This window comes from Pseudomonas sp. Q12-87 (assembly GCF_001269755.1).
Lineage (GTDB): Bacteria > Pseudomonadota > Gammaproteobacteria > Pseudomonadales > Pseudomonadaceae > Aquipseudomonas > Aquipseudomonas fluorescens_S.
On record NZ_LHVI01000016.1, the window covers coordinates 205,280 to 230,449 of the forward strand.

Sequence of the window (25,170 nt, forward strand, 5' to 3'; positions counted from 1 at the left end):
CGACGTCCTCAAAAAAATTTAACATTCATGGCGTATGCGAATTGACATACGTGGCGTATGTCGTATTGTGTCTCACATACGAGGCGTATGCAATCAGCCTGGCGACTTGTTTGCAGGCGCTGGAACGCCGTAAAGCCAGTACAGGATACCGATCGATGCATGAGCAGGGCGACTTCAATGTTTCTCTTTCGAGCCTGGGCGAGGGCAAGACCATTGGGCTGATCGTCAATCCCGTCGCCGGCATGGGTGGGCGCGTGGGCTTGAAAGGCACGGACGGTCCCGATGTGCTGCTCGAAGCGCTGCGCCGTGGCGCGCAGCCAGTCTCAAGCGAACGGGCTTGCCTGGCGCTCAAGCGTCTTGCCGTCTCGAAGGTGCCATTTCGATTGATCACCGGCTCTGGGGCGCTGGGAGAAGAGGCCGCGCGCGCCGCAGGCCTCGACCCTGTCGTGGTGTACCGCTCGACGCCCGGGTCGAACCGGCCAGACGACACGCGCAATGCCGCGCTGGTCATGGCATATGCCTCGGTCGATCTGCTGCTTTTTGCAGGGGGAGACGGCACGGCACGCGATGTGTTGGGCATGGTCAGTGACCGAGTGCCCATCCTGGGGATCCCGACGGGCGTGAAAATGTATTCGGCGGTTTTCGCGACCAACCCGCAAAACGCAGGACACCTTGCGGCGCGATACATCGCCGCAGAGCGCTCGGTGCGCGTTCGCGAGGCCGAGGTCATGGACATCGATGAGGATGCCATGCGCCGCGATCAGGTATCGACACGGCTCTATGGCTACGCGCTCAGCCCTCATGAGCGCCACCTGGCACAAAACGCCAAGGCGGGCTCAGCACCTGATGCGAATCTCGCGCTCGACGCCGTGTCGCGGCAGATCGCTCGCCAAATGAGAGCCGGCTGTCTCTATCTGCTAGGGCCTGGCACAACGACGCGACGGGTCATGAATGCGCTGGGCTTGTCGGCGACGCTGCTCGGCGTGGACGCGGTAATAGACGGCGCTCTCGTTGGTGCCGACCTCAACGAGCAGGCATTGCTCCAGCTCATGGAGGACCACGAAACCCGCATCATCGTCGGCGTGCTGGGGGGACATGGCAGCTTGTTTGGGCGTGGCAATCAGCAGCTCAGCGCCGAGGTCATCCGCAGGGCAGGGCGCGACAACATCATTGTCGTCGCCCCCATGGAAAAGCTGCTGTCGCTGGAGGCCGGCTGTTTGCGTGTCGACACCGGGGACACCGAAGTCGATGCCCTGCTTAGCGGCTACCTGCAAGTGCACACCGGGCCCGAGCGGTCCGTTTTCTTCAGGGTCCGATCCTGATCATTTGTCCCACCCGCAAACCGAGGATAACCCCATGAGCAATCATGTCGCCCACCCCTACATGGCGAACTCCGTACCTGCACTCAAGCAAGCAATGCTCGACTCGATCGGTGTCGACAGCATCGAGGCGTTGTTCCAGCAAATTCCACAGGCTCATCGCCTGCAACGTCCGATCAACCTGCCGCCAACACTGAACGAGAGCGAGTTGCGTCGGCATCTGATCAGCACGCTGTCGAAGAATAAAACCTGCGAGCAGAACCTCAATTTTCTCGGCGCCGGTTGTTGGCAGCATCACGTTCCTGCCGCGTGTGACGAAGTGGTACGGCGCAACGAGTGGTTGACGTCGGTGTTCGGCGAACCGAGCTCTGATCACGGTCGCAACCAAGCCTGGTTCGAATTCTGCAGCCAGCTCGGCGAGCTTTTGAACATGGACCTGGTTGGCCTGCCCGTGCGCAGTTGGGGCTGCGCTGCGGGCCATGCCCTTCGCATGGCCACGCGCATCACCGGGCGCAACGAAGTGGCAGTGGTGCGCGCCATCGATCCGGAACGGCTGTCGATCATCCGCAACTACTGCGAACCCATCGACATGCCCAGCCATATCACCGTGCGGCTCGTTGACTACGATCCGGCAACCGGCCTGCTCGATCTCAGTCACCTACGAGCTTCGATAGGGGCGCAAACGGCGGCGGTCTATTTCGAGACGCCGTCCTATTTCGGCGTGATCGAGCAGCAGGGTGCCGAAATCGCCGCTATTGCCCACGAGGCGGGGGCTGAAGTGATTGTCGGTGTCGATCCCATTTCCCTGGGCGTGCTGGCCGCACCGATCGATTTCGGAGCGGACATCGTCGTTGGGACCACCCAACCGCTGGGGGTGCATATGCATTGTGGCGGCGGCGTCAGTGGCTTCATCGCCACGCGGGACGAAGAGCGTTATGCCCACCAGTATCCGACGCTGTTCATCAGCATCGGCGAGACCACGCAGCCCGGCGAATACGGCTTTGGCCTGAGCCTGTTCGAGCAGTCGTCCTATGGCTTACGCGACAAGGGCAACGATTGGACCGGGCACTCGGTGTACATGTGGGCCATCGCCAATGCGGTCTACATGGCGCTGATGGGGCCAAAAGGCTTTGAAGACGTGGGCAATCTCATCCTGCAGCGGAGTCACTACGCGGCGAAGCTGCTGGGCGAAATCCCTGGGGTGCGCGTCACGTTCCCGAGCGGTTTTTTCAAGGAGTTCGTGGTGGATTTCTCCGCAACCGGGCTCAGCGTGAAGGACATCAACAAGCAGCTTCTGGCGCAGGGGATTTTCGGCGGCAAAGACCTGACGCAGGACTTTCCAGAACTGGGGGCTAGCGCCCTCTACTGCGTCACGGAGATTCACACACTGGCGGACCTTGAGCGTCTGGCCGCTGCACTCAAAGGGGTCATCGCACAATGAACACACCACTCAAGCAATACCATGCTCCCGTCTGGAGCGAACCGGTCATTCTGGAAATGGGTTATCCCGGGCGCCGTGGGGTGATTTTTTCCACCGCAGAAGAAGCGGTGCAAGCGGCCGTCGGCAGCGGCGCCGATCTGGTTCCGGCCAAGATGCGCCGTTCGCGCAAACCGGCATTGCCGGAAATGTCCGAGCCCGAGGTGCTGTATCACTATCTGCGCCTGTCGCAGCAGACCCTGGGCATGATGAATATCAGTCTGTTCGGCACCTGCACCATGAAATACAACGCTCAGATCAACGAGGCGATGGCATGGCGGCCGGAAATCACCCACGTGCATCCCTATCAGGACGAGGACACCTTGCAAGGCGCACTTGAAGTGGTGCATGGCATGGACATGATCCTGCGTGAATTGTCCGGGATGGATCAGTTCATCTTCCAAGCGGGTGGCGGTGCCGATGCCGCTTACACCAGTTGCGCGGTGACCCGTGCCTACCACGCCTCCAAAGGCGAGTTGGCGCAGCGTGACGAGATCATCACCACGATCCAGACGCACCCGAGCAGCGCCGCCACTGCCGCCGCTGCCGGCTTCAAGGTCGTCACACTGATGATTGAAGAGAACGGTTACCCGTCGCTCGAATCGCTCAAGGCTGCGGTGTCCAATCGCACCGCAGCGCTGATGGTGAACAATCCCGATGACATGGGCGTGTATAACCCCGAGATCCGCGAGTGGGTGCGGGTGGTGCACGAGGCGGGCGGCTTGTGCTTCTACGATCACGCCAACTTCAACGGTGCGATGACCAGGATTCGCGCCCGTGAACTCGGTTTCGACGCATGCATGTTCATGTTGCACAAGACCTTCGGCGCGCCGAAAAGTGGCGTAGGCGGGCCAGCGGTCGGAGCTTATGGGTGCTCGGCGCAGCTCGCGCCTTTCCTCCCGGCTCCGGTGGTGACATTCGACGGGGAGCGTTATCGCCTCGATCATGATCGCCCGCAGAGCACCGGCAAGATACGCGAGTTCTGGGGCAACGTTCCGGTGGTTCTCAAGGCCTACGCCTGGTCGCGGGCGATGGGCGCAGAAGGCATGGCGCAGGCCTCTGATATCTCCGTCCTGGCCAACAACTACATGGAAAAAGGGCTGTTGGCGATTCGAGGCGTGACCCGGTCTCACCCCGAAGCAACGAGCCCGCGTATGGAGATGACGCGCTACAGTCTCGAGCAGCTCAAGGAAGACACCGGGGTTGACGTCCATGATGTGCAGAATCGCATGAGCGATTTCGGCATCGATCCGATGTGGAGCAGCCATCACCCCTGGCTGGTGCCGGAGCCGTTCACGCCAGAACCGGGGGAAATGTATGGCAAAGAAGCGCTGGATACTTGGATTGCCGTGCTTGCGAGGATTTCCGACGAGGCCTACTCGACCCCGGAAATCGTCAAGACAGCGCCGCATAACCAGGCGATCCACAGGCTAAAGAGTGCCGCCCTGGACGACCCGCAACATTGGGCCATGACCTGGCGCGCGTTCTTGCGCAAAAACAAAAAGCAGGCGAGTTGACCCAGGATCATCCGCGTAGCGGCACCGTCGGTCAGGCGAGGCCGCTCATGAAACCTGATCAGAGCTAACAATCAGCCATCGAAGGTAGCAGCATGACAGCACAGGCTGGCGGCCTTCCTACAGGAAAACATCATGTCGATTTTCGAAACGGGCCTGGCGCCCTCGGCGGTCAATCATATGGCTTTGTCGCCACTGAGCTTCATCGAGCGCACGGCCTCTGTGTATGGCCAATACCCGGCGGTGATCCACGGCTCGATACGGCGTAACTGGCAGCAGACGTACGAACGCTGCCGACGGCTCGCCGATGCGCTCAGCGGGCGGGGGATCGGCAAGGGCGATACCGTGGCGGTGATGCTGCCCAACATCCCGGCGATGCTCGAGGCTCATTTTGGCGTGCCCATGATCGGCGCCGTGCTCAATACCTTGAACGTCCGCCTGGATGCCCAGGCTATCGCCTTCATGCTTGAACACGGCGAGGCCAAGGTATTGATCGCCGACCGTGAATTCCACGGTGTTGTCCAGGAGGCGTTGAGTCTGTTGTCGAAACCGCCATTGGTGGTCGATGTCGACGATCCAGAATTCGGCGAAGGCCGCGCCATCAGCCCGCTGGACTACGAAGCGTTTCTGGAGGAGGGCGACCCAGCGTTTGCCTGGCCATGGCCGGACGACGAATGGCAGGCGATTTCCCTCAACTACACGTCAGGCACCACGGGGAACCCCAAGGGCGTGGTCTATCACCACCGTGGGGCCTATCTCAATGCACTGGGCAATCAGATGACCTGGGCCATGGGAAATCATCCGGTGTATCTCTGGACCTTGCCGATGTTTCACTGCAATGGCTGGTGCTACCCGTGGACAGTGACTGCGCTGGCCGGTACTCACGTCTTTCTGCGCCGCGTGGATCCGCAGAAGATTCTCACCCTGATCGGTGAACACCGGGTCAGCCACCTGTGTGGCGCGCCGATCGTCCTGAATGCATTGGTCAACTTGCCGGACGCTTCCAGGGTCACGATTGATCACCCGGTCAGTGCGATGGTGGCCGGCGCCGCACCGCCGGCCAAGGTGATCGAAGCCGTCGAGGCCATGGGCATCAAGATCACTCATGTCTATGGCCTGACCGAGGTCTACGGCCCGGTGACGGTGTGTGCCTGGCACGCGCAGTGGGATGAGCGATCAGTGGACGAGCGTGCGAGGATCAAATCGCGCCAGGGTGTGCGCTACCCGACCCTGGAAGGCCTGATGGTCGCTGATCCGCAAACCCTTCAGCCGGTCGCCTGCGACGGGACCAGCATCGGCGAAATTTTCATGCGCGGGAACACCGTCATGAAGGGCTATTTGAAAAATCCGCAAGCCACCCAGGAAGCCTTCAAAGGCGGATGGTTCCATACCGGCGACCTGGCGGTTCGTCACCCCGACGGCTACGTCGAAATCAAAGATCGTCTCAAGGACATCATCATTTCCGGTGGCGAGAACATTTCCACCATCGAGGTCGAGAACGTTCTCTATCGGCATCCTGCGGTACTGGAAGCCGCCGTGGTTGCCCGCCCTGACGAAAAATGGGGCGAAACGCCCTGTGCCTTCATCACGCTCAAGCCCGGACATCAGGACATCCTGGAGGCGGACATCATCCTGTTCTGTCGTGAGCACCTGGCGGGGTTCAAGCTGCCCAAAACAGTGGTCTTCAGCGAGTTGCCGAAGACATCGACGGGCAAGATCCAGAAGTATGTGCTGCGCGATTGGGCCAAGGCACTTTGAGGCAATCTCTGTAGCGGACCTCAGCCATCTGCCGTTGGGATCAATCCCGCTTCCTGATAACTGAGGACGAGGTCATCGAACAGGCCGATGTCGAGTCGCGTCCGGGCGATGAGTTGGGCGCCGGCGATCGCGGTATAGATGGCGCGGCCGCGCCGCTCGCACACCTGCGGGCTGCCCAACCCGAGCTCGGCCAGCATGCTCGCCAGCCATGCGACGTTCATGTCCGCAAACGCCTTGATCTGGACTTTGACTGTTTCGGGCAGGTCCTCGTATTCCGCTGCCATGAAGCTCGACAGGCATAACCGGTTGCCGTCTTCCAGCGACTTGCGAAAGATCGACGGGTAGCGTTGCAGGCAGTGACGCGGGTCAGGATCGGCCTCGCGTATCGCCTCCAGGAGGCGGGAGGCGTCTTGCCAATAACGTTCGGCGACGGCGGCGCCCAGGTCAGCCTTGCTTGAGAAGTGGTAATAGATACTGGCGTTCTTGATCCCCACTGCCTCGCCGATGCTGCGGAAGTTGATGCCGTTGTAGCCATGCGCCTGAGCGGCTGCCTTGGCAGCTTCCAGGATGGCTTCGCGCGCGTTCTCGGTCACTCTCAACTCCTCGCTGATAGATCTGGTAACGGCGATTCTACTCGCACAAGCGTTTACCTGCCAATTGGAAGGTAGGGGTTGACAGGGTAAAAATGAGCAGCCAAGCTTTGCCTACCAATTGACAGGCAGGTGAAAGAAATGAGCGCTTCAAAACCTCAGCCAGATACCTCGGCAATCCCAATGATGAAAGTCCACGACTGGTTCGATGGTCCGTACCCCGCCCGCGTACGCATTGCCCTGGCGGAAAAAGGCCTGCTTTCGCGCGTCGAATTTGTCCCGGTGGATTTGTGGAAAGGTGAGCACAAGAAACCAGCGTTTCTGGCGATCAATTATTCCGGGACGCTACCGGTGCTGGAGTTGAACGACGGCACGCTCATTGCCGAGTGCACCGCCATTACCCAGTACCTGGATGCGCTGGATGGCAGCCCCACGCTTACCGGCGAAACGCCGGTCGAGAAGGGCGTCATCCACATGATGACCAAACGTGCCGAAATCGAATTTCTCGATGCGGTCAGTGTGTACTTCCATCACGCCACCGCCGGGCTGGGGCCGGAGGTCGAGCTTTATCAGAACCCCGAGTGGGGCGGTCGGATGCGCGACAAGGCCATCCGAGGCATGCACTATTTCGACAACTTGCTCGAAACCCAACCCTTCATTGCCGGCGACAAATTCTCGATGGCCGATATAGCGGTCCTGGGCGGCATGATCTTCGCCTCCCTGGTGAAACTGCCGGTGCCTGAGGAATGTGAAGCCTTGCGCGCGTGGCACGCCCGGATGCAGGAGCGTCCCAGCGTGCAGCAATGGCGGGCGATGGTTGAGCGTGGCGCACCGCAAAACTAGATCGCAGGACGCAGCAGGCCGACCCACTCCTGTACGGTGGGTCGTTGCCATTGACGCTGCGCGTATTCCACCAGCGCGGTGGGCAAGGCGTCGCCGTTGAGTATCAACCGGTTGAGCATCAATGCCAGGTCGACATCGGCAATCGACCATTGGCCGAACAGGTACTCCGGGCTGTCCGCCAGCAGTGCTTGTGCGGCACCGATCAGCTTGCGCGTCGCCGACTCGGCAGCGGGTGATAGAGGCCCGGACTTGAGACCATAGAACACCACCATTGTGGATCGCTCCTGGCGAATGGGCAGCAGGTCACTGCGCAGCCACGCCTGGACTTGCCGTGCCTTCGCGCGCTGCCGGTGGTCTTTTGGGTAAACCGGTATCAGCGGAAAAACATCGTCCAGATACTCAGTGATCGCCGACGACTCGGACAAGGCGAAGTCGCCATGTACGAGCGTGGGGACCCGCTGGGTCAGGGAGAGGCTGGCATAATCCTCGGCCTGGTTTTCGAGGGTGTCGAGGTCCAACGGAGTCATGTCGAATTCGATGCCCTTTTCGCGAAGTGCCACGAAAGCCGACAGGGCGTAAGGGCTGGTGAACTGGGCATCGACGTACAAGCGCAGGCGGGCATTATTCACGGGTTCATCTCCATATGCAGGAAGGAGACACGCTACGGGTTCCGAGGCGATAAATAAAATGCATGATTTTCATGGGCGTATTCCTGGCCGGAATGCGCTGCCAAATGCCTTTATTTGAGCGCAGGTGATTCAGCCTCCGTTCGCATCCCCCCGAAACCCGCCGAGCCCGGCTCAGGAATAAACCGGATAATCCACATACCCACGCTCATCGCCACCAAAGAAGGTGCTCGGGTCCGCCGAATTAAGGGGCAGCCGGTCGCGAATTCGCCGTGGCAGGTCTGGATTGGCCAGGAAGGGTCTGCCGAACGCAATGATGTCTGCGCGACCGTCGATCAGCGCCTGTTCCGCTGTCTCGGGGTCATAGCCACCGGCGATCATCAACACACCGTCCCATGCCGCGCGCAACTGGCCGATGATTTCATCCCAGCGCGGATCGAAGTGCTCGTCCTTGACGGTGCCAACCACGGCGGGCTCGACGAGGTGCAGATAGGCCAGCTTCCATTGATTCAGCGAACTCACGATGTAGCCGAATGTCGCCTGAGGTGTTTCATCGCCCATGCCCATGAAGCGTCCCATCGGCGTGAGGCGTACGCCTACCCGTTCTGCGCCCACTTCATCGATGACGGCGGCGACCACTTCCAGTAGCAACCGTGCGCGGTTTTCCAGGTTTCCGCCGTAGGCATCCTCGCGCTGGTTACTGTTGCTGTTGATGAATTGGTCCAGCAGGTAACCGTTGCCTGCATGAATTTCCACGCCGTCCATTCCTGCATCGAGCGCATTGCGCGCGGCCCGGCGGTAGTCGTGGATGATGTCGACAATCTCAGGGGCTTGCAGTGCTCGTGGCACCGGTACGTCGCTCCAGACCCCATTGCCATCCGCGTCGACGATGAACGTCTTGCCCGGCACCGGCAGTGCGCTTGGGGCAACCGGGCTTGCGTTGTCGGGTTGAAAGCTTGGATGGGACACACGGCCCACATGCCAGAGTTGCATGAAGATCAGGCCACCGTCCTTGTGCACTTGGCTGCTGACTTCACGCCAGGCTTGCACCTGTTCGGCGCTGTAGATGCCCGGCGTCCAGGCATAGCCCTGGCCCTGCCGGGAGATTTGCGTCGCCTCGGTAATGATCAACGCGGCGCTCGCACGCTGACGGTAATACTCGGCGTTCATGGCCGTTGGAACGTCGCCCGGTTGCCCGGCGCGAGAGCGTGTCAGCGGCGCCATCGCCACGCGATGAGGAAGTGTGAAGGGGCCCATTGCGATAGGTTGGAACAGATGCTGAGTCATGCGGTGTCTCCAGTTTTGGATGCAGAAGCAAGTTGGCGTCGGACGTTGGGTCAGGCACCGGATGACTTAAGTTAATCGGCGGGAGGCGGCTTGATAATCCGTGCAAAGCCCAACACTGCGTTGCGTGAAGCGCAACGCAGGGCAGGTCAGGAGGGCTGCTCCGAGCGGGTCAGGGGCAGGTTCAACCAGCGTCGGCCGGTGGCGTCTGCCACGGCGTTGCCGATGGCGGCGGCCATGGGACCCTGGACGATTTCGGCGGCGCCCAGGAACGGCTGTCCCGGTTGGTCGAGCAGATGAATGTCAACTTTCCTGGGCACCTGTGCAAAACGCAGGATCGGGTAGCCGCTCCAGTCGTAGCTGCGTATACCCCCGGCGTCATAGGAGACTTTTTCATACAGCGTCCAACTGGTGGATTGGACGATCCCGCCTTCGACCTGGTTGCGCAGGCCATCGGGATTGACGATCTGGCCGACGTCCACCGCCGTGACCACATGATCGACGTGTATTTCGCCGGTCTGCGGGTGTACCTGGAGACGTACCGCGATGGCGCAATAGCCCATGATGTTCTTGTACCGAGCAAACGCGAAACCGATACCGGCGCCAGGTTCGTCGCTTTTTTGCGGCCAGCCAATGGCGTCGCGAACCCGCTCCACCACGGCCCGTGCCCGGGGATCCACCAGGTGGGCCAAGCGCAAGGCAACCGGGTCGACCCCGGCCCTGGAGGCGAGCTCATCCATACACGCTTCGATCGCGAATATGTTGATGTGCGCACCCAGCGAGCGCATCGCCGAGGTGCGAAACGGCATCTGCGTGACGAAATTCATGTCGATGCGGGTGGAAGCCAGCTCGTACAGCGGCACGGCGTTGCGATCGCCATCGCCTTCAGGTTGGGCGATGGGCACCGAAGGCGCGGACGCGAACGGTCGAGCCAGCAGTCGCGCCGGCAGCAGTCGTCCGGCATTGACGATGCGTTCGTTGTGCGGCGTCGTCCACAGTTCGTAGTGCCAGTCCTGCAATCGACCTTGCGCATCCAGGTTGGCGTCGACCTCGGTGACCATCGCCGAGCTGTAGGGCTCCCAGAGGTTTTCCTGCTCGCGCATCCATTGGACCCGGATCGGCATGCCCGGCATTCGCATGGCAATCAACGCGGCGTCGGCCGCCGCATCGTCTGCGCCGTTGTGGCCATAGCAGCCGGAGCCCTCGGTGTGGATACAGCGAACGCGCTCGGGAGGGAGCCGGACCATCTCGGCGATCCCGGCCCGCAACGGATACACGCCCTGGGTGTGAGTCCACACCGTGAGGGTGCCGTCCTTGAACCAGGCCACGGCGCAGGACGGGCCGATGGAGCCATGCATCAGGTATTGCTTGGTCACACGGGCCTGGTAGCGAATGTCGGTCGCGCCCTTGGCCGTGCCTTCATGGCTGATCGGATAGGGCCGTGAGGGCAGGCGCTTGAGCAACGCGTGGATGTCTGCGGATTCGGGTATGGCTTGTCCGCCGCTCCAGCGCGCCGATTCGTATCCGCTGCGCATCGCTTTGATCGCTTGCCATTCATCCCGCGCCACCACCGCAAGATAATTGCCGTCGCGAATGACCTGCACGACCCCGGAGAGCGCTTCGATCGACGCCGCATCAAAGCCCTGCAGGGTACAGCCGGGGCGGGGTGGGCGAATCACCCGAGCGTGCAGCATGCCCGGTAAACGGATGTCCTGGACAAACGCGGCGCCACCGCTGACTTTGGCGGGGATATCCAGCCGTTGCAGCGAATGGCCGATCAGTTTGAATGGCATCGCAGGCGGTGCCGGCGAATCGGATTTGGCGTAGCGATGCAGATCGACGTGCTTGACGGCGTCGGCGTAGGCCATGCGTTGTCCGCTGGGGCCGAGAATGATGCCGTCCCGGGTCGTCAACAGCGCAGGCGTGACTTCCCAGCTACGCCCCGCCGACTCCAGCAGCAGTTCACGCACTTGCGCCGCCGCGTTGAACAGCGCGGTCCCGCTGTCGAAAATACTGTGACTGCCGGCGGTGTAGCCTTCGTTGGGTGTCAGCGCCGTGTCGGCGGTGAGCAAGTTGATCGCCGACGGGGAGACTTCCAGGCGTTCAGCGGCGATTTGCAGCAGAGCAGTCTTGACCCCAGTGCCCAATTCAACCTTGCCGGTGTAGACGGTGATGCCGTCTGGGTCGACGCGGATCCAGGCATCGAGATAGGGGTTGGTGCGCAGGCTGCCGGGCAGGTCTGGAGCCAGCACCACCGTGCCAAGGGTATCGACTTCGGTGTCCGCCCATGCACGTCGCGCCGCTGGCGCCAGCGTAAATGCCACCAACAAGGCGCTCCCCCGCAAAAACGCGCGGCGGCTGTAATCGGCGGTTTTAATCCCGGTCATAAAACACTCCCGTTTTGCCTGGCAACTTGGTTGATCGCGTCGATAATTCGCAAGTGGGTGCCGCAGCGACACAGGTTGCCGGACATGTGTTCTCGGATGGTCTGTTCATCCGGATGAGGGTTGCTCTCCAGCAATGCCTGCGCACGCATCAGCATCCCGGCGATGCAGTAGCCGCACTGGGCCGCCTGTTTGTCGATGAAGGCCGCTTGCAACGGGCCGGGATGGTCGGCTGTGCCGAGGCTTTCCACCGTTCGAACCTGCTTGCCGCCAAGGCCTGCGCAAGGGGTCACGCAGGAAAATACAGGCTGGTCATCGACGATGACCGTGCAAGCGCCGCATTGTCCCAGGCCGCACCCGTACTTGGCGCCGTTGAGCCCCAGGTGGTTGCGCAGCGCATAGAGCAGCGGCATGTCGGGATCGAGGTCCAATGCGTGGGCCGAGCCGTTGACGTTGAGCGTGACTTGGGTCATTTCGTCTCCTGACGTATCGCTTCGAGAATGGGGGAAAGGTCGGTCCAGGCTTGCTCGGGTCTGGCTTGCCGGCGCAGGTAGGCGGCGATTGCGCTGAGTTGAGCGTCGTCGAGACTGTCGGCGAACGGCGGCATCACCGGTCCCGGACTGCCTGGCGTTGCGGGGATGCCTTCGAGCACGGTCTTGAGGAAATTGCGCGGGCTCGGCGCTTGCAGGGTTGAGGTACGATCCAACGGCGGACGCTCGTCGATTTCGCGCATCGGTGCGGCCGGCCCATGGCAGCCGGCACAGGCGCTGGCGAACAGCAGGGCGCCGGTGGTTTGATCGGCGGTCTCGATATTTTTGGCGCCGGGTTGGATCTCGGTGACGGCAGCCCTGGCGGGAAGACTCAGCAGGTACTCGGCGATTGCCTCTGCGTCGCCGACCGGCAAGCGCGCCAGGCTGAGGCTGACCGGACGCATCGGGCCGGCAGCAGTCCCATGTCCATCCACCACTTCGCCGCGCAGGTAGTTCACCAGTTGTTCGTTGTTCCACCCATTGGCGCGACGGCTCATGCCCAGCAGCGAAGGCGCGTCCCAGCCATCCACGGATCCGCCGGCCAGGCTTTCGCCGGACTTCTCGGCACCGATCAGGTTCAGCGGGGAATGACAGCCCGCGCAATGGCCGGGGCCTTCGACCAGGTAGCGCCCGCGGTTCCATGCCTCGGATTGCTGCGCCACTGGCGTCAATGGCTGTCCGTGCAGGAACAGCAAATTCCAGAACGACACCAGCGGCCGGATGTTCATCGGGAAATTCATACGGTTTTGCCGGGCCGGGGAGTGCACGGCCGGGCCGCTCATCAAATACCCATAGGCGTCGGCAATGTCGCCCGCCGTCATGCGCCGGTAATGAACGTACGGGAACGCCGGATACAGGAAGTGGCCATCGCGGGCGATTCCTTCACGCATCGCCCGCTCGAACGCCGGCAATGACCATTGGCCAATGCCCGTCTGCGGATCGGGTGTGAGGTTTGTGCTGTAGAGCGTGCCGAACGGCGTCACCAGAGGCAACCCTCCGGCCATGTACGGACCGCCGGGGCGCGTATGGCAGACCGCACAATCACCCGCTTCGACGACTCGCGCACCGCGTTGCAACTGCGCGGCATCGAACGTTCGCGGGCGCTCGATGGGCGCAATCGCCGGGCGCCACATCAGCAGGGCGGCACCGATCGCGCCTATCGAAGCCAGGACCGCGACGCCGATCCATAGCGGCCTGGACCTCATGGAAATGCCCATCATGAGCATTCCAGGCGCCAGGCAGGCGCGATGAACATTGAGAATGGATTCGAGGTCATGAACGGCTCCTTGGGCAACCGGGGAAGGGCGCCGATGGGAAGTCCTGCGCCGAGTGCCCAAGGGTAGAGAAGAGCCGCGCGCCGGAGTATCAGCGGATCGCGCAAAGGCCCGTTGCGCCAAGCGCAACACCGCTGGCGTTGCGTGCCACGCATCACTGCGTTGCCGGTGCGATGGATTCTCCCAACTGACGGCGGCCCTTAGCCTTGGCATCACTTTCCCGAACCTACCGAGGTGTCATCATGCTCATGGGCAATCCCGCAGCGACGGCCAAGGCCGAACAATCCGCATCACTTTCCGGCCTGATGGTCGCGTTCCTGGCGTTCTGCTGCGGCGCGGTCGTGGCCAATCTCTATTACGCCCAGCCGATTGTCGAACTGATCGCGCCGCAGATCGGCCTGTCCAGCGCCAATGCGAGCCTGATCGTGTCATTGACCCAATTTGGCTACGCACTGGGCCTGTTGTTGCTGGTGCCGCTGGCTGACCTTGCGGAGAACCGGCGCCTGGTGGTGGGCTTCACACTCGCGTCGAGCGTTGCCCTGTTGTGTGCCGGGCTGACGCATTCGCCGTCGATATTCCTCGTATTGTCATTGCTGATCGGCCTCACATCGGTCGCGGTGCAGATCCTGGTGCCGCTGGCGGCGCACCTGGCGCCTGAAGCGACCCGTGGCCGCGTGGTGGGCAACATCATGAGCGGCCTGTTGCTGGGCATCCTGCTGTCGCGTCCGCTGTCGAGCCTGCTGGTCAACGTGTTCGGCTGGCGCGGGGTGTTCTTCAGTGCGGCGGCACTGATGGCCGTCATCGCGATGATCACTGCGGTTGCGTTGCCGCGCCGCGTGCCGACGCATCGGGCGACTTACGCGGCGCTGATCGGCTCGGTGTTCGCGCTGGCTCGGCGCCATTCGGTCCTGCGTCAACGTTCGTTGTACCAGGGATTGTTGTTCGCCAGCTTCAGCCTGTTCTGGACCCTCGCACCCATCGAGCTGATGCGTCATCACGGCTTCAGCCAGGTGCAGATTGCGATTTTTGCCCTGGTGGGCGCCGTCGGTGCCGTGGCGGCGCCTATCGCCGGACGCCTTGCCGATGCCGGCCATGGCCGTCGCGGAACACTGGTCGCGCTGCTGTTGGCGCCGGTCTCCTTGTTGATCGCTGCGCTGCCCGGCAGTGGTTACATCTGGCTTGTGGTGTGCGCGGTGCTGCTGGATTTCGCCGTCCAACTGAACATGGTGCTGGGCCAGCGCGAGGTGTATTCCATCGACCCGCACAGCCGGGCCCGATTGAATGCGGTGTACATGACCAGCATCTTCGTCGGAGGTGCCTTGGGATCGTTGGTGGCGAGCCCGCTCTATGAGCATTTCGGCTGGAGCCACTCGGCGATGGCAATCGCCGTGCTGCCTGCCTTGGCCCTGGTGATATTCATGAGCCGCAAGGCAGATGCCTGATCAACAGGCACCGAGGAGCCCGGCGAAGCACGGTCCTGCGAGACGGCGAGCGAACGGTGAGGCACAATCAGCCCCGTTCCTTTTCGACCGGACTCCGCTTATGGACAAGTTGCTGGCATTGAAGATGTTTGTTGAAACCGTGCGTTGCGGTGGTTATTCCTCTGCGGCGCGCAAACTCGGGATCTCCACGTCTTCGGTGACTCGCCAGGTGGCGGGGCTGGAAAGCGAGCTGGGCGCCAGCCTCCTCAACCGCACGACCCGCAACACCAGCGTGACCGTCGCCGGGCAAGCCTACTTTGATAAAGCCGTGGCTATCCTGGAGGCCATCGATGAAGCTGACTCCGTGGTCGCCGACCGCGGCAGCGAGGCGCAAGGACGTCTGCGAATCAGTGTCCCCGTCGAGTTTGGCCGGCGAATCATCGCGCCGCATCTGGACCAACTGCTCGACCGCCATCCGGGACTGGAGATCAGCGTGTCGTTGAGCGATCAGGTCGGTGACCTGTTGAGCGAGCAGATCGATGTGTCGGTGCGCCTCGGTTCGTCGGTGGTCAGCGAGGACATCGTCAGCAAACGGGTCGGGACCTTCCAGCGCTGGGTTGTTGCCAGCCCGGATTACCTCGGTCGTCACGCAATGCCGGCGCATCCCCATGATTTGCTCGGGCATCAGTGCCTGCGCTTCGATTACGGCGGATCGCATCAACACTGGACCTTCCAGGGCGACGAGCAAACCCTCCAGCTCAACGTGCACGGCCGGCTGCAAAGCAACAACGCCGACATCCTGCGCGAGGCGGCCATCGCGGGTGGCGGGGTGGCCCTCCTGGCCGACTGGCTGGTGCGCGATGACGTTGCCGCAGGCCGGCTGACACGCTTGCTGGAACATTACGAAGTCAATCCCGGCAGTGCGAGCAGTTGCATCAATGCGCTGTATTTGCCCAATCACCGAGGCTCCAGTCGCATCAATGTGTTCATCGATTTTCTTGGGGAGATCCTGGGTGCTGGTGGGCTGGAGCAGTGATTGCGCCGCTGGAGTACGTGCACCGGGTCGGGTGCGGCCAGGTCTGGGCCGAAGGCCGCTCTCGAGTGCATCGGCTGGCACTGTTCTCAAGTGAACAGCGTGATTGCCCCCGTCAGTAGCGACGCGATGGTCATTAACAGCGAGAGCACCACCGCCCACTTGACCGTGGCTCTTTGAAAGTCTCCGAGGTCTCGATCGATCATGCCGACCAGCAGTAAGGTGGACGCCACCAGCGGGCTGATCTGGTGCACGGGCTGGCCCAATACGGATGCACGAGCAATTTCCATCGGGCTGATACCGTAGGCCGCCGCCGCATGGGCAAGGATAGGCACCACGCCGAAGTAATAAGCGTCATTGGACAGCAGGAACGTCAGCGGCATGCTGGTGACTGCCACCACCAGCGGGAATAGATGCCCCCAGGACGGTGGGATAACGTGCACCATCAATTGCGCGATCGCATCGACCATCTTGGTGCCGGAAAATATTCCCGCAAACACCCCCGCTGCAAATACCAGCAGCACCACGACCATGGCATTCGCGGCGTGAGCGAGCATTCGTTCTTTCTGTAAATCCAGGCGTGGGTAGTTCATGACCAGGGCGACCACGAAGCCCAGTAGAAAACTGACCACTGAATTCAATAGCCCGGTAACGAGGCAGACCATCACCGTCAGTACGAGGATCAGGTTGGGCACCACCCTGCCTGGTTTTTTATGTTCGCCATGGCCAATGATCGAGTCGATGTAGCAATCATCGCCACCACTGGACAACGTCATGACGCCGATTCGCCGACGCTCGCGCCGTCCCAGTACGTATGCGACGTACAGCACTCCGGATGCGCCGGCGGCCATGGTGGGCAGTAGCGGGATGAAAAACTCTGCGGCATCGAGCCCCAGCACCGCGATAACGCGAGTTGCCGGCCCGCCCCATGGTGTCATTCCCCCCATCACACTCAAGGAAAGCACACAAATGCTGGCAAGGATCATGGGGTTCATCCGGATGCGCTTGTACAGCGGCAACATGGCTGCACAGGTAATCATGTAGGTGGTTGTGCCGTCGCCATCCAGCGCAGTGGTCAACGACAGGATGGCCGTGCCGAGTGCAATCTTGACCGGGTTGCCGTTCACGGCCTTCAAGATCATCTTGATCATTGGATCAAACAACCCGGCGTCAAACAGCACACCAAAAAACAGAATCGCGAACAGCAATAACGCTGCGGACGGCGCCACCATCTTGATGCCGTCGAGCATCATTTTATCGGTGGTCAGCGCAAAGCCCGCGATGATCGAAAAAATCACCGGTACCACGACCAGCGCAACGATGGGCGAAAGCCGTTTCGCCATGATCAGGTAGGTAAATACCACGACCATTGATAAACCGAGAAATGCCAACATGTCAGATACTCTTGTTTTTATTTGTGTGTGACGCCGGTGTGCGCGACCGTCAGTCAGCGACCGTGGCGCCGACGATGCCGTGACGCTTGATGGCCTCGGCCACGAAGCCGCTGGCCTTGGCCCACTCGACGAACTGGCGCAAGCGTTCAGCGGCTTCCCTGCCATACGTATGGGGAACGCCCATGGCCTGGCGGATCTGCATGAAGCTTCCTGGCAACAGACGCAGGCCGGTAAAGCGCCTGGCATCGAGCTCGAGCTGTTGCTTCACGCCCGCCGCTACATCGGCGCCCCTGGCCAGGAAGATCTCGACGACGGTGGGCGATGTGGGTGAGCGAATAATCGCGGCGCGCTTCAGTTCGCGCGTCAGGTGCAGGTCGTAAGCGCTACCTTCGCCCACCACCAGTTCGATACCTGGGTTGTCCACCTGAGCTATGTCGCCCAGGGGTGAGTCATCTCGGACCAGGTAGCAGCCTTCGATCAATACATAGGGTTCGCTAAAGGCCAGTTGTTCGGCACGAAGCGGGTCGATGGCGAAGAAGCCGAAGTCGGCCTGGCCTTGCGAAACCGCTTCCACGGACCTGCCGGCGCTCTCGAACACATGCAGCTCAAGCTGCAACCCAAGCTGCGCAGCAAAGGCCTCGGCGAGATCGACCGATACGCCGGCTGCATGTCCGCTATCGTCCAGGCGCGCGAGAATGGGGTTGCCCACATTGATCGACGCACGCAGTACGCCAGTGGTGCTGAAGAGGGCAGCAAGGTTGTCTCTTGATGGGCTCATTTCAGGCCACCCGCTTGGCGTATTGGTCCAGGAGCCGTTCGGTGGCGGCATCCATCGGCACGCCATCTTGCAAATACCGCCGCATCTTCTTCAGTTCGATCTCCCCCGGTACGATCACCGGCGATGCGGCGTCGACCGCCGGGCTTTGATGCAGGATTGTGGCGAAATCGATCATCCGCGCCTGCAACCAGGCCGGGGAGCCAAGGCGTGCGGTGTCGATCAGAATGAAAAAGTGCCCCAGGTTTTGTGGTTCTTCGGGTGCATCGACCCAGGACTTCACGTGGGTCAGATAGGCCGCGTTCGAGAGCAGACCGGCCAGCAGATCCACCACCAGGGCAAGCCCATATCCCTTATGGCCACCGATGGGTAACAGGAAGCCGTCCAACGCCGCACGGGGATCAATGGTGGGCTTGCCGTTGGCATCTGTTGCCCAGGTGTCGGGAATACTTTCCTGGCGCGCGAGGGCATTGCGGATCTTGGCGCGTGCGACCACGCTCATGGCCATGTCCAACATGAAGTGATTGCCATCCGGGTTGGGTACGCCGAACCCCAGGGGGCTATTGCCCAGGCGCGCATCACTGCCGCCTGATGGTGCGATGGTGGTGGTCGCGTTGCTGCCGATGATGCTGGCGAAGCCTTGCTCGGCCGCGATGTAGGAGTACGGCGAAACTGGCCCGAAGTGATTGCTGCCGCGCGCCAGGACCAGGCCGATTCCATACTGCCTGGCAATCTTCATCCCGGCTTCCAGGGCCGTCATGCCGACCAGCGGGCCGACTGCATTGCGGCCGTCAACCCGTGCAATGGCGGGGGCCAGACTCTCTAGCGCCGGCTCGGCTGAGGCACTGATACCACCGGACGCCAAGCGCTCGCCATAGGACTCAATGCGGCTCAGACCGTGGGTGGTCAAACCGAACAGATCCGCCAGCACCAACACGTCGCAGACGAGTTCGGCAGCCTTTTGGGTCAGCCCCAACCCTTGGAAGGCCAGGCGCCCGAGTTGGCGCACATCTTCAACAGCAATAGCAGAGGGTTCGTTGTTGTTATGCATGGAAATGACTCATTGATTTCGACTGAGTTGACAGGGTGCGGGGCGGAGATTAAAAAGAGAAACGCAAATAAAAGATGGATTTATGAGGGAAACGCATGAATTTCGATCTCGCAGATCTGCGCGGTTTTCTCGCGGTGGCCGACCTGGGCAGTTTCAGTGCTGCCGCGCAGGCGCTGCACCTGTCGCAATCGGCACTGTCGCGTCGCGTCGAAAAGCTGGAACTGGCATTGGGGGTTCAGTTGTTCGAGCGCACGACTCGCCGAGTCGAACTCTCCACTATCGGTCGTGGTTTCCTGCCGCGGGCGAGAAACGTATTGAATGAGCTAGAGAATGCGTTGATAGGTTTTCATGACTTGGCCTACCGGCTCTCGGGAGAAGTCACCATCGCGTGCGTGCCCTCGGCGGTGGCGTATTTTTTGCCAGACGTCATTCGGCAGTACCACGCCAAATATCCCGGTATCCGGGTGCGGGTCATCGATGAATCTTCATCTGCCATTTTGACCGTCGTGGCCAGGGGCGAAGCGGATTTTGGCTTGACGTACATCGGCACCCAGGATGCCGACGTGGTGTTCCAGCCTTTGCTGGAAGAGGCGTTTGTGGTTGCTCTGCAAGTCGGCCATCCGCTAAGCGAATGCGAGTCGCTGACCTGGGATGACCTGACCGGGACGGACTACATCAGCCTGGCGCAAGGCAGCGGCAACCGCTTCCTGATCGACCAGGCGCTGGCCAACCGAGATAGACGACCCAGGTCTTTTTGTGAAGTGAAGCATGTGCCCGCCCTCGTCAGCCTGGTGGAGGCAGGGCTCGGCGTTGGAGTGGTGCCCAAGTTAGCCATGCCGGCGGAGGGTCACGCGACCCTGGTCACGCGCCCGCTGACGAACCCGGCGATCAGCAGGACCCTGGGGCTGATATCGCGTCGCGGACGAGCACTCTCACCCGTGGCACAACTGCTATTTGACCTGCTGATCGCGATCAAGCAGTAACGACCTACCGGGCACCGTGTCCGACTCAGCGGTTTTCAAGCACTTGCTAGGGCAACGTGTCGCGCGTGGCGAAGATACGAGTCATTTCCGCCATGTGCTCGGTTCCCCAGGTGCATAGCGGAACGATCGCTTCAGCCAAGCTAAGACCGAGCGGTGTGAGCGCATAGTCGACACGCGGCGGCACCTCCTTGTAGTCGGTCCGAGCCAGCACGTGATCGGCCTCCAGATCCTTCAACGCCTGGATCAGCACCTTGTCGCTGACGCCCTGGACCAAGCGCTTGAGTTCGCCGTAGCGCTTCGGACCGTCGCGCAGGAAAAACAGGACCAGCGGTTTCCACTTGCCCGAGATGATGCGCAGCGTGGCGTCGAGCCCGCAGGAGAAACCGCCGGTACCGCAGGTTTGAATAGGTGTGGTCATTTGATACTTACCAAAAGGTGCATACTTGTCCGAAGGTTATCAGGTCTGCATAGTGGTCCTCAAGCAAGCGATTCCCTGCTTGCGCTCACTTTAGAGGATGTATGTCATGACCAGACTGAATGGAAAGACCGCGGTGATCACCGGTGGCGCTACCGGAATCGGCCTCGCCGCAGCAAAGCGTTTCATCGAGGAGGGCGCTTTCGTCTACCTCTTCGGCCGCCGACAGGAAACGCTCGACGCCGCTGTGGCTGAACTCGGGCCCAATGCACGCGCGGTGAAAGGCTCGGTTTGCGACCTGGCCGACCTCGACCGACTCTACGCGGCGGTAAAGGCCGAGCGCGGGACCCTCGATATCGTCTTCGCCAATGCCGGGGCGGGAAGCCCGGTTGCGCTCGGCGAGATCACCGCCGAGCACATCGATAAGACCTTCGAGACCAATGTGAAGGGCACGATCTTCACGGTCCAGAAGGCGCTGTCGCTGATGGGCCGGGGCGGTTCGATCATCCTGACCGGATCGAGCGCCGGCACCACGGGCGCTCCGGCATTCAGTGTCTACAGCGCGAGCAAGGCCGCCGTGCGCAACCTTGCGCGGACCTGGGCGCAGGACCTCAAAGGCACCGGCATTCGAGTCAACGTGCTCTCACCAGGGCCGACGGCGACCGAACTGGCGAGGGCCGCGCTAGGCGAAGAGGGCATGAAAGTCTTCGCCTCGATGAATCCGCTCCAGCGCATGGCTGATCCGGCGGAGATCGGTGCGGTGGCGGCCTTTCTTGCGTCGTCGGACAGCAGCTTCATGACCGCCAGCGAAGTCGCCGCCGACGGTGGCCTGGCGCAAATCTGACGCACTCGCCGGCCGGTCGCTCCATTTGGAGTCCCACCGGATCCGGTAGTCAGGCCGTCATTGAACGATTCGTGGCAACAATCTGTTCATGGTTGAACTGACTGCCTGGGGCCATGAACTTGTCCATCAGTGCGTCGCGGTTCAGAGGAGCTCGCACCTTGTCAGCCGCGTCCAGCGCCAGTTTAAGTTCGGGCAATGTCAACTCGGTGCAATAAGCCGGTGTGCCTGGCTGCTGACGCCACGAGTCTTCAAGGCGGCCGGCGGCCAGCGCGGCAAAGCCTGTATCCTCGACAAGGTTTTTGGCGATTGTCACTGCTTTGGGGTCATTCCCAGCAACAGGCAAGGCGATGCGCGTAGACGATCCGGCGGGTTGGCCGTTGTCGGCAAGAGTCGCTGCGAGGACGGCGTTCCATGCCTTGATGACTGGCCGACCAATTTGTTCACTTACCCAGATGCTTTCGGGCTTACCGTCGTCGACTTCTTTGATCGCACCGTCACGTCCTGGATAGTAATTGGACGTGTCGATGACGACGGTTTGTTCGGCAGCATTACCTATCGTCTGCCTGAGATCCGGGTATTTGGCGAATGGAATCGACAGGATGACGGCGTCCACGTCGGACACGGCATCTTCCTTGGTGACCGCCCGCACACCGATTTCGTGGGCAAGGTTCTGTAGGCTCTTGGGGCCCTTCGAGTTGGCCAGTTTAACGTCATGGCCACACGCTGCGAGCTTACGGGCGAGGGTAGCGCCAATGTTGCCGGCGCCGATAATTCCGATCTTCATTTTTCACTACCTCAACAATGACAGCTTCAATTTCAATCCGCCGATGGTTTGTAACTTGCAAGCATCTCCAGAACTTCATCATGGGAACCGCTCGCCTCAGCGAACCGTAATGGTTTGGCGCGTTCGACGATGAGTTCGTGCGGAGTCGGAGAGATCTTGAGCAGTTCGAACACCTCATTCAGGAACTCATCCAAAGGCATCGCGTGCTCGTCATTTTCCTGCCCGAGCAGAGTGGTCCGCACACCCGGTGGCGCAAGTTCGAGGACCTCGATCGAGGAGGCCTGTAGTTGCACCCGAAGACTTTGAGTGAACGAATGGACGGCCGCTTTGGTTGCACTGTAGGTGGGTGTCGCGGGCAGCGGGACGAATGCCAAAGCCGAGCTGACGTTGATAATCGTTGCGCTGGGTTGCTTGATCAGTTGGGGAGTAAAGGCATACACCATGCGAATCGTGCCAAGTAAGTTCGTGGTCACGGTGTCTTCGGCTGTGCCCAGGTTTTCCGGACTCGTTAGATCTTCCCAATGCATGATGCCAGCGTTGTTTATGAGGACGTTGAGATCCGGATGACTGATCGCAAGCGCCTCGCTGCTGCGCTGGATGGATTTTGGGTCGCAGACGTCCAGCAATACTGAATCGATGCCTGGATGTTCCGACACGATCTTGTCGAGCAGAGCCTTGCGACGTCCCGCGATGATGACCTTGTTGCCCGCGTTGTGAAGCCTGAGCGCCAGGCCAAGGCCTATGCCAGAGCTTGCGCCAGTAACCAGAATCGTGTTGCCAGTGCCGTTCATAGTAAACTCCAGTGGAAATGTGCAAGCGGACAGTTGTCCATTTGCAGAACGTACCGGACAGCTGTCCGCTTTGCAATGTAAAAAGGAAAAACTTTGCTCATGACTGACGAAGTGGTGATGCGTTCTGATGCCAAGAAAAACCGGGAGCGAATTCTCGAGGTCGCTGTGGTCGAGCTGACTGCCGATCCTGCGGTACCGCTGAGCACGATCGCGAAGAAGGCTGGCGTAGGGCAGGGCACGTTCTATCGCCACTTCGCGACCCGGGAGAAATTGGTCTTCGAGGTTTATCAATTCGAGATGCAACACGTGGCCTCGTTGGCGGAGCAGCTGCTGGCCACTAAGCCACCCAAAGAGGCTCTCCGAGAATGGATGGACCACCTTGCTGAATACGCAATGACAAAGGCCGGGCTCGCGGCTGCGATACGACAAGCTGCCTCTTCCTACGAGTTTCCGGGGAAGTCGGGATACGCACCCGTCCAGACAGCCGCCGAATTGTTGTTGAGGGCCAATGAAAAGGCCGGGACGATTCGTAGCGGGGTGACTCATGACGACTTTTTCCTGGCCATTGCCGGCATATGGCAAGTCGATTCCCAAAGCGAATGGCGCCCACGTCTCGCCAGATTGATGGACTTGGTGCTGGATGGCCTATGCGTTGGCAGCCCCGAAAGCCTGAAGAAAAACAGCGAGTAGAGAACCACCCGGGTCATGCCATGTTTGAAGCGCAATGACCCGAGTGGCTTGTGAATCATTTTTGCGCCAGCAAGGCCTTTCTGGCCGACTTTTCGTGTTTCATTGCCGCGATTTCGCGCTCGCAGGCCTCGACGTCGAACGAGTTGTCCCACTTGGCGATGGCGATGGTGCCGATGCCGTTCCCGATCAGGTTAGTAACGGCTCGGGCTTCGTTGAGGAAACGGTCGATGCCCAGCAGCAACACCAGGCCAACCAAGGGAATTGAATGGATGGTCGTGAGCGTTGCAGCCAGCGTCACAAACCCCGCGCCCGCCACGCCTGCCGAGCCTTTTGAGGTCAGCAGAAATACACCGAGCAGAATCATCTGGTCCACAAACGTCAGTGGCGTATTGGTCGCCTGGGCGATGAAGATGGCGGCCATGGTGAGATAGATGCAGGTACCGTCCGCATTGAAGGTGTAACCCGTAGGCAACACCATGCCCACGACCGATTTTTTGCAGCCTAGCTTTTCGAGCTTCACCATCATTCTCGGCAGCACGGCTTCGGTTGAGCAGGTGCCGAGGGTAATGAGAATTTCATCTTTGAAATAACGAAGAAATTGCATGAGCGGCATGCCCGACCATCGAGCCACCGTACCCAGCACGACCACGATGAAAATCAAGGTTGTGAGGTAGAGCGCGACCAGCAACTGGCCGAGCGACAACAAGGTGCCGATCCCGTATTTGCCGATAGTGAACGCCATGCCGGCACCGGCACCTATCGGCGCCAAGCGCATGACCATCGCAACGATCTTGAACAGGCCTTGCAGGAACAGATCAATGGTGTTGATCAGCGGCTTGCTGGTTTCACCCATTTGGACCAGCGCAACTCCCATCAATACCGAAAGCAGAATGACCTGCAGCATGACGCCATTGGAGAAGGCGCCCATGAAGGTCTGCGGGATGATATTGAGAAAGAAATCAATGATGCCGCCTTGCTCACTGGCCGCTTGGCTGTATTTGCTGACAGCACTTCCATCAAGGGCACCAGCGTTGATGTTCATACCGACGCCAGGCTTCACGATGTTGACCACAATGAGGCCAATGACCAGGGCGATGGTCGACAGAATTTCGAAGTAGACCAAGGCTTTTACGCCAATTCGCCCAACCTCTTTAATGCTGCCCATCTTTGCGATACCCACGACGACGGTACCGAAAATAATCGGCGCCAACAGCATCTTGATCAGCTTGATGAAGCCATCGGCAAAGGGCTGGAGCTTGGCTCCGACATCAGGTACGAAGTAACCGATTGCAGCACCTATCACGATACCGATCAGCACCTGCACATACAGTTGGCCGTACCAGCGAGACTTGGAGATTTCCACGGGAGCACCTCATTTTATTTTTGTGAT

At 60.7% G+C, this 25,170-nt stretch carries 23 protein-coding genes; 10 read left to right on the forward strand and 13 right to left on the reverse strand.

From position 1 onward, the window contains the following. The first annotated feature begins 155 nt into the window (after positions 1–155). From AD663_RS11205 to AD663_RS11220, 4 genes are all read left to right on the forward strand, one after another. Complete coding sequence (locus AD663_RS11205; RefSeq protein WP_003180827.1) at positions 156–1,322, forward strand: ATP-NAD kinase family protein; 1,167 nt, start codon at positions 156–158, stop codon at positions 1,320–1,322. A 34-nt stretch (positions 1,323–1,356) separates the two neighbouring features. Then, a complete protein-coding gene (gene gcvPA / locus AD663_RS11210; protein ID WP_003180829.1) occupies positions 1,357–2,760 on the forward strand; it encodes an aminomethyl-transferring glycine dehydrogenase subunit GcvPA in 1,404 nt (467 codons plus the stop codon). Then, the gene (gcvPB, locus tag AD663_RS11215; protein ID WP_053213710.1) at positions 2,757–4,313 is read left to right on the forward strand and encodes an aminomethyl-transferring glycine dehydrogenase subunit GcvPB; all 1,557 of its coding nucleotides are present in this window, start codon (positions 2,757–2,759) and stop codon (positions 4,311–4,313) included. Before gcvPA ends, gcvPB begins: the two co-directional genes overlap by 4 nt. A gap of 132 nt (positions 4,314–4,445) precedes the next feature. Further along, entirely contained in the window at positions 4,446–6,068 is a 1,623-nt protein-coding gene (locus AD663_RS11220; protein ID WP_053213711.1) for an acyl-CoA synthetase, read from the forward strand. 20 nt (positions 6,069–6,088) lie between these two features. Here AD663_RS11220 and AD663_RS11225 read toward each other — a convergent pair whose 3' ends face one another. Beyond that, entirely contained in the window at positions 6,089–6,661 is a 573-nt protein-coding gene (locus AD663_RS11225; RefSeq protein WP_003180836.1) for a TetR/AcrR family transcriptional regulator, read from the reverse strand. 138 nt (positions 6,662–6,799) lie between these two features. Here AD663_RS11225 and AD663_RS11230 point away from each other — a divergent pair, with 138 nt between their 5' ends. Beyond that, the gene (locus AD663_RS11230) at positions 6,800–7,501 is read left to right on the forward strand and encodes a glutathione S-transferase (protein ID WP_053213712.1); all 702 of its coding nucleotides are present in this window, start codon (positions 6,800–6,802) and stop codon (positions 7,499–7,501) included. Here the strand turns inward: AD663_RS11230 and yfcF are convergent. From yfcF to AD663_RS11255, 5 genes are all read right to left on the reverse strand, one after another. Next, complete coding sequence (yfcF, locus tag AD663_RS11235) at positions 7,498–8,130, reverse strand: glutathione transferase (protein WP_003180839.1); 633 nt, start codon at positions 8,128–8,130, stop codon at positions 7,498–7,500. The genes AD663_RS11230 and yfcF overlap by 4 nt on opposite strands. Positions 8,131–8,301: 171 nt before the next feature. Then, complete coding sequence (locus tag AD663_RS11240) at positions 8,302–9,414, reverse strand: alkene reductase (RefSeq protein WP_003180840.1); 1,113 nt, start codon at positions 9,412–9,414, stop codon at positions 8,302–8,304. Between the two features lie 146 nt (positions 9,415–9,560). Next, complete coding sequence (locus AD663_RS11245) at positions 9,561–11,798, reverse strand: molybdopterin cofactor-binding domain-containing protein (protein ID WP_003180842.1); 2,238 nt, start codon at positions 11,796–11,798, stop codon at positions 9,561–9,563. Continuing rightward, positions 11,795–12,268 carry a (2Fe-2S)-binding protein gene (locus tag AD663_RS11250; protein ID WP_003180845.1) on the reverse strand — a complete coding sequence of 158 codons (474 nt, stop codon included), beginning with the start codon at positions 12,266–12,268 and terminating at the stop codon, positions 11,795–11,797. The genes AD663_RS11245 and AD663_RS11250 overlap by 4 nt, the downstream gene beginning before the upstream one ends. Next, a complete protein-coding gene (locus tag AD663_RS11255) occupies positions 12,265–13,545 on the reverse strand; it encodes a cytochrome c (protein WP_371261175.1) in 1,281 nt (426 codons plus the stop codon). Before AD663_RS11255 ends, AD663_RS11250 begins: the two co-directional genes overlap by 4 nt. A gap of 296 nt (positions 13,546–13,841) precedes the next feature. Here AD663_RS11255 and AD663_RS11260 point away from each other — a divergent pair, with 296 nt between their 5' ends. Both AD663_RS11260 and AD663_RS11265 read left to right on the forward strand, forming a co-directional pair. Continuing rightward, on the forward strand, positions 13,842–15,041 hold the full coding sequence (locus tag AD663_RS11260) for an MFS transporter (protein WP_003180848.1): 1,200 nt from the start codon (positions 13,842–13,844) through the stop codon (positions 15,039–15,041). A gap of 100 nt (positions 15,042–15,141) precedes the next feature. Continuing rightward, positions 15,142–16,056, forward strand: a complete 915-nt coding sequence (locus AD663_RS11265; protein WP_053213713.1) for a LysR family transcriptional regulator — start codon at positions 15,142–15,144, stop codon at positions 16,054–16,056. 86 nt (positions 16,057–16,142) lie between these two features. On the opposite strand, the gene AD663_RS11270 is transcribed toward AD663_RS11265, so the two are convergent. The 3 genes from AD663_RS11270 to AD663_RS11280 are packed head-to-tail and all read right to left on the reverse strand — an operon-like array spanning position 16,143 to position 19,273. Beyond that, entirely contained in the window at positions 16,143–17,447 is a 1,305-nt protein-coding gene (locus AD663_RS11270) for a CitMHS family transporter (RefSeq protein ID WP_053213714.1), read from the reverse strand. A 49-nt stretch (positions 17,448–17,496) separates the two neighbouring features. Then, positions 17,497–18,225 (reverse strand): transporter substrate-binding domain-containing protein, encoded by a 729-nt coding sequence (locus AD663_RS11275; protein ID WP_053213715.1) that lies wholly within the window; start codon positions 18,223–18,225, stop codon positions 17,497–17,499. A 1-nt stretch (position 18,226) separates the two neighbouring features. Beyond that, positions 18,227–19,273, reverse strand: a complete 1,047-nt coding sequence (locus AD663_RS11280; protein WP_003180857.1) for an Ldh family oxidoreductase — start codon at positions 19,271–19,273, stop codon at positions 18,227–18,229. A gap of 95 nt (positions 19,274–19,368) precedes the next feature. Between AD663_RS11280 and AD663_RS11285 the strand changes: the two genes are divergently transcribed. After that, a complete protein-coding gene (locus AD663_RS11285; protein WP_003180858.1) occupies positions 19,369–20,256 on the forward strand; it encodes a LysR family transcriptional regulator in 888 nt (295 codons plus the stop codon). A 46-nt stretch (positions 20,257–20,302) separates the two neighbouring features. Here AD663_RS11285 and AD663_RS11290 read toward each other — a convergent pair whose 3' ends face one another. Further along, the gene (locus tag AD663_RS11290) at positions 20,303–20,674 is read right to left on the reverse strand and encodes a helix-turn-helix domain-containing protein (RefSeq protein WP_003180860.1); all 372 of its coding nucleotides are present in this window, start codon (positions 20,672–20,674) and stop codon (positions 20,303–20,305) included. 106 nt (positions 20,675–20,780) lie between these two features. On the opposite strand from AD663_RS11290, the gene AD663_RS11295 reads away from it, so the two are divergent. Beyond that, positions 20,781–21,515: an SDR family NAD(P)-dependent oxidoreductase gene (locus AD663_RS11295; RefSeq protein ID WP_053213716.1), complete on the forward strand. Its 735-nt coding sequence runs from the start codon at positions 20,781–20,783 to the stop codon at positions 21,513–21,515. Between the two features lie 49 nt (positions 21,516–21,564). On the opposite strand, the gene AD663_RS11300 is transcribed toward AD663_RS11295, so the two are convergent. Next, complete coding sequence (locus AD663_RS11300; RefSeq protein ID WP_003180864.1) at positions 21,565–22,299, reverse strand: NADPH-dependent F420 reductase; 735 nt, start codon at positions 22,297–22,299, stop codon at positions 21,565–21,567. A gap of 32 nt (positions 22,300–22,331) precedes the next feature. After that, on the reverse strand, positions 22,332–23,090 hold the full coding sequence (locus AD663_RS11305; protein ID WP_053213717.1) for an SDR family oxidoreductase: 759 nt from the start codon (positions 23,088–23,090) through the stop codon (positions 22,332–22,334). A gap of 99 nt (positions 23,091–23,189) precedes the next feature. Between AD663_RS11305 and AD663_RS11310 the strand changes: the two genes are divergently transcribed. Next, positions 23,190–23,780 (forward strand): TetR/AcrR family transcriptional regulator, encoded by a 591-nt coding sequence (locus tag AD663_RS11310; protein ID WP_003180868.1) that lies wholly within the window; start codon positions 23,190–23,192, stop codon positions 23,778–23,780. A gap of 55 nt (positions 23,781–23,835) precedes the next feature. Here AD663_RS11310 and dctA read toward each other — a convergent pair whose 3' ends face one another. Continuing rightward, positions 23,836–25,143 carry a C4-dicarboxylate transporter DctA gene (gene dctA / locus AD663_RS11315; RefSeq protein WP_053213718.1) on the reverse strand — a complete coding sequence of 436 codons (1,308 nt, stop codon included), beginning with the start codon at positions 25,141–25,143 and terminating at the stop codon, positions 23,836–23,838. Positions 25,144–25,170 lie beyond the last annotated feature (27 nt).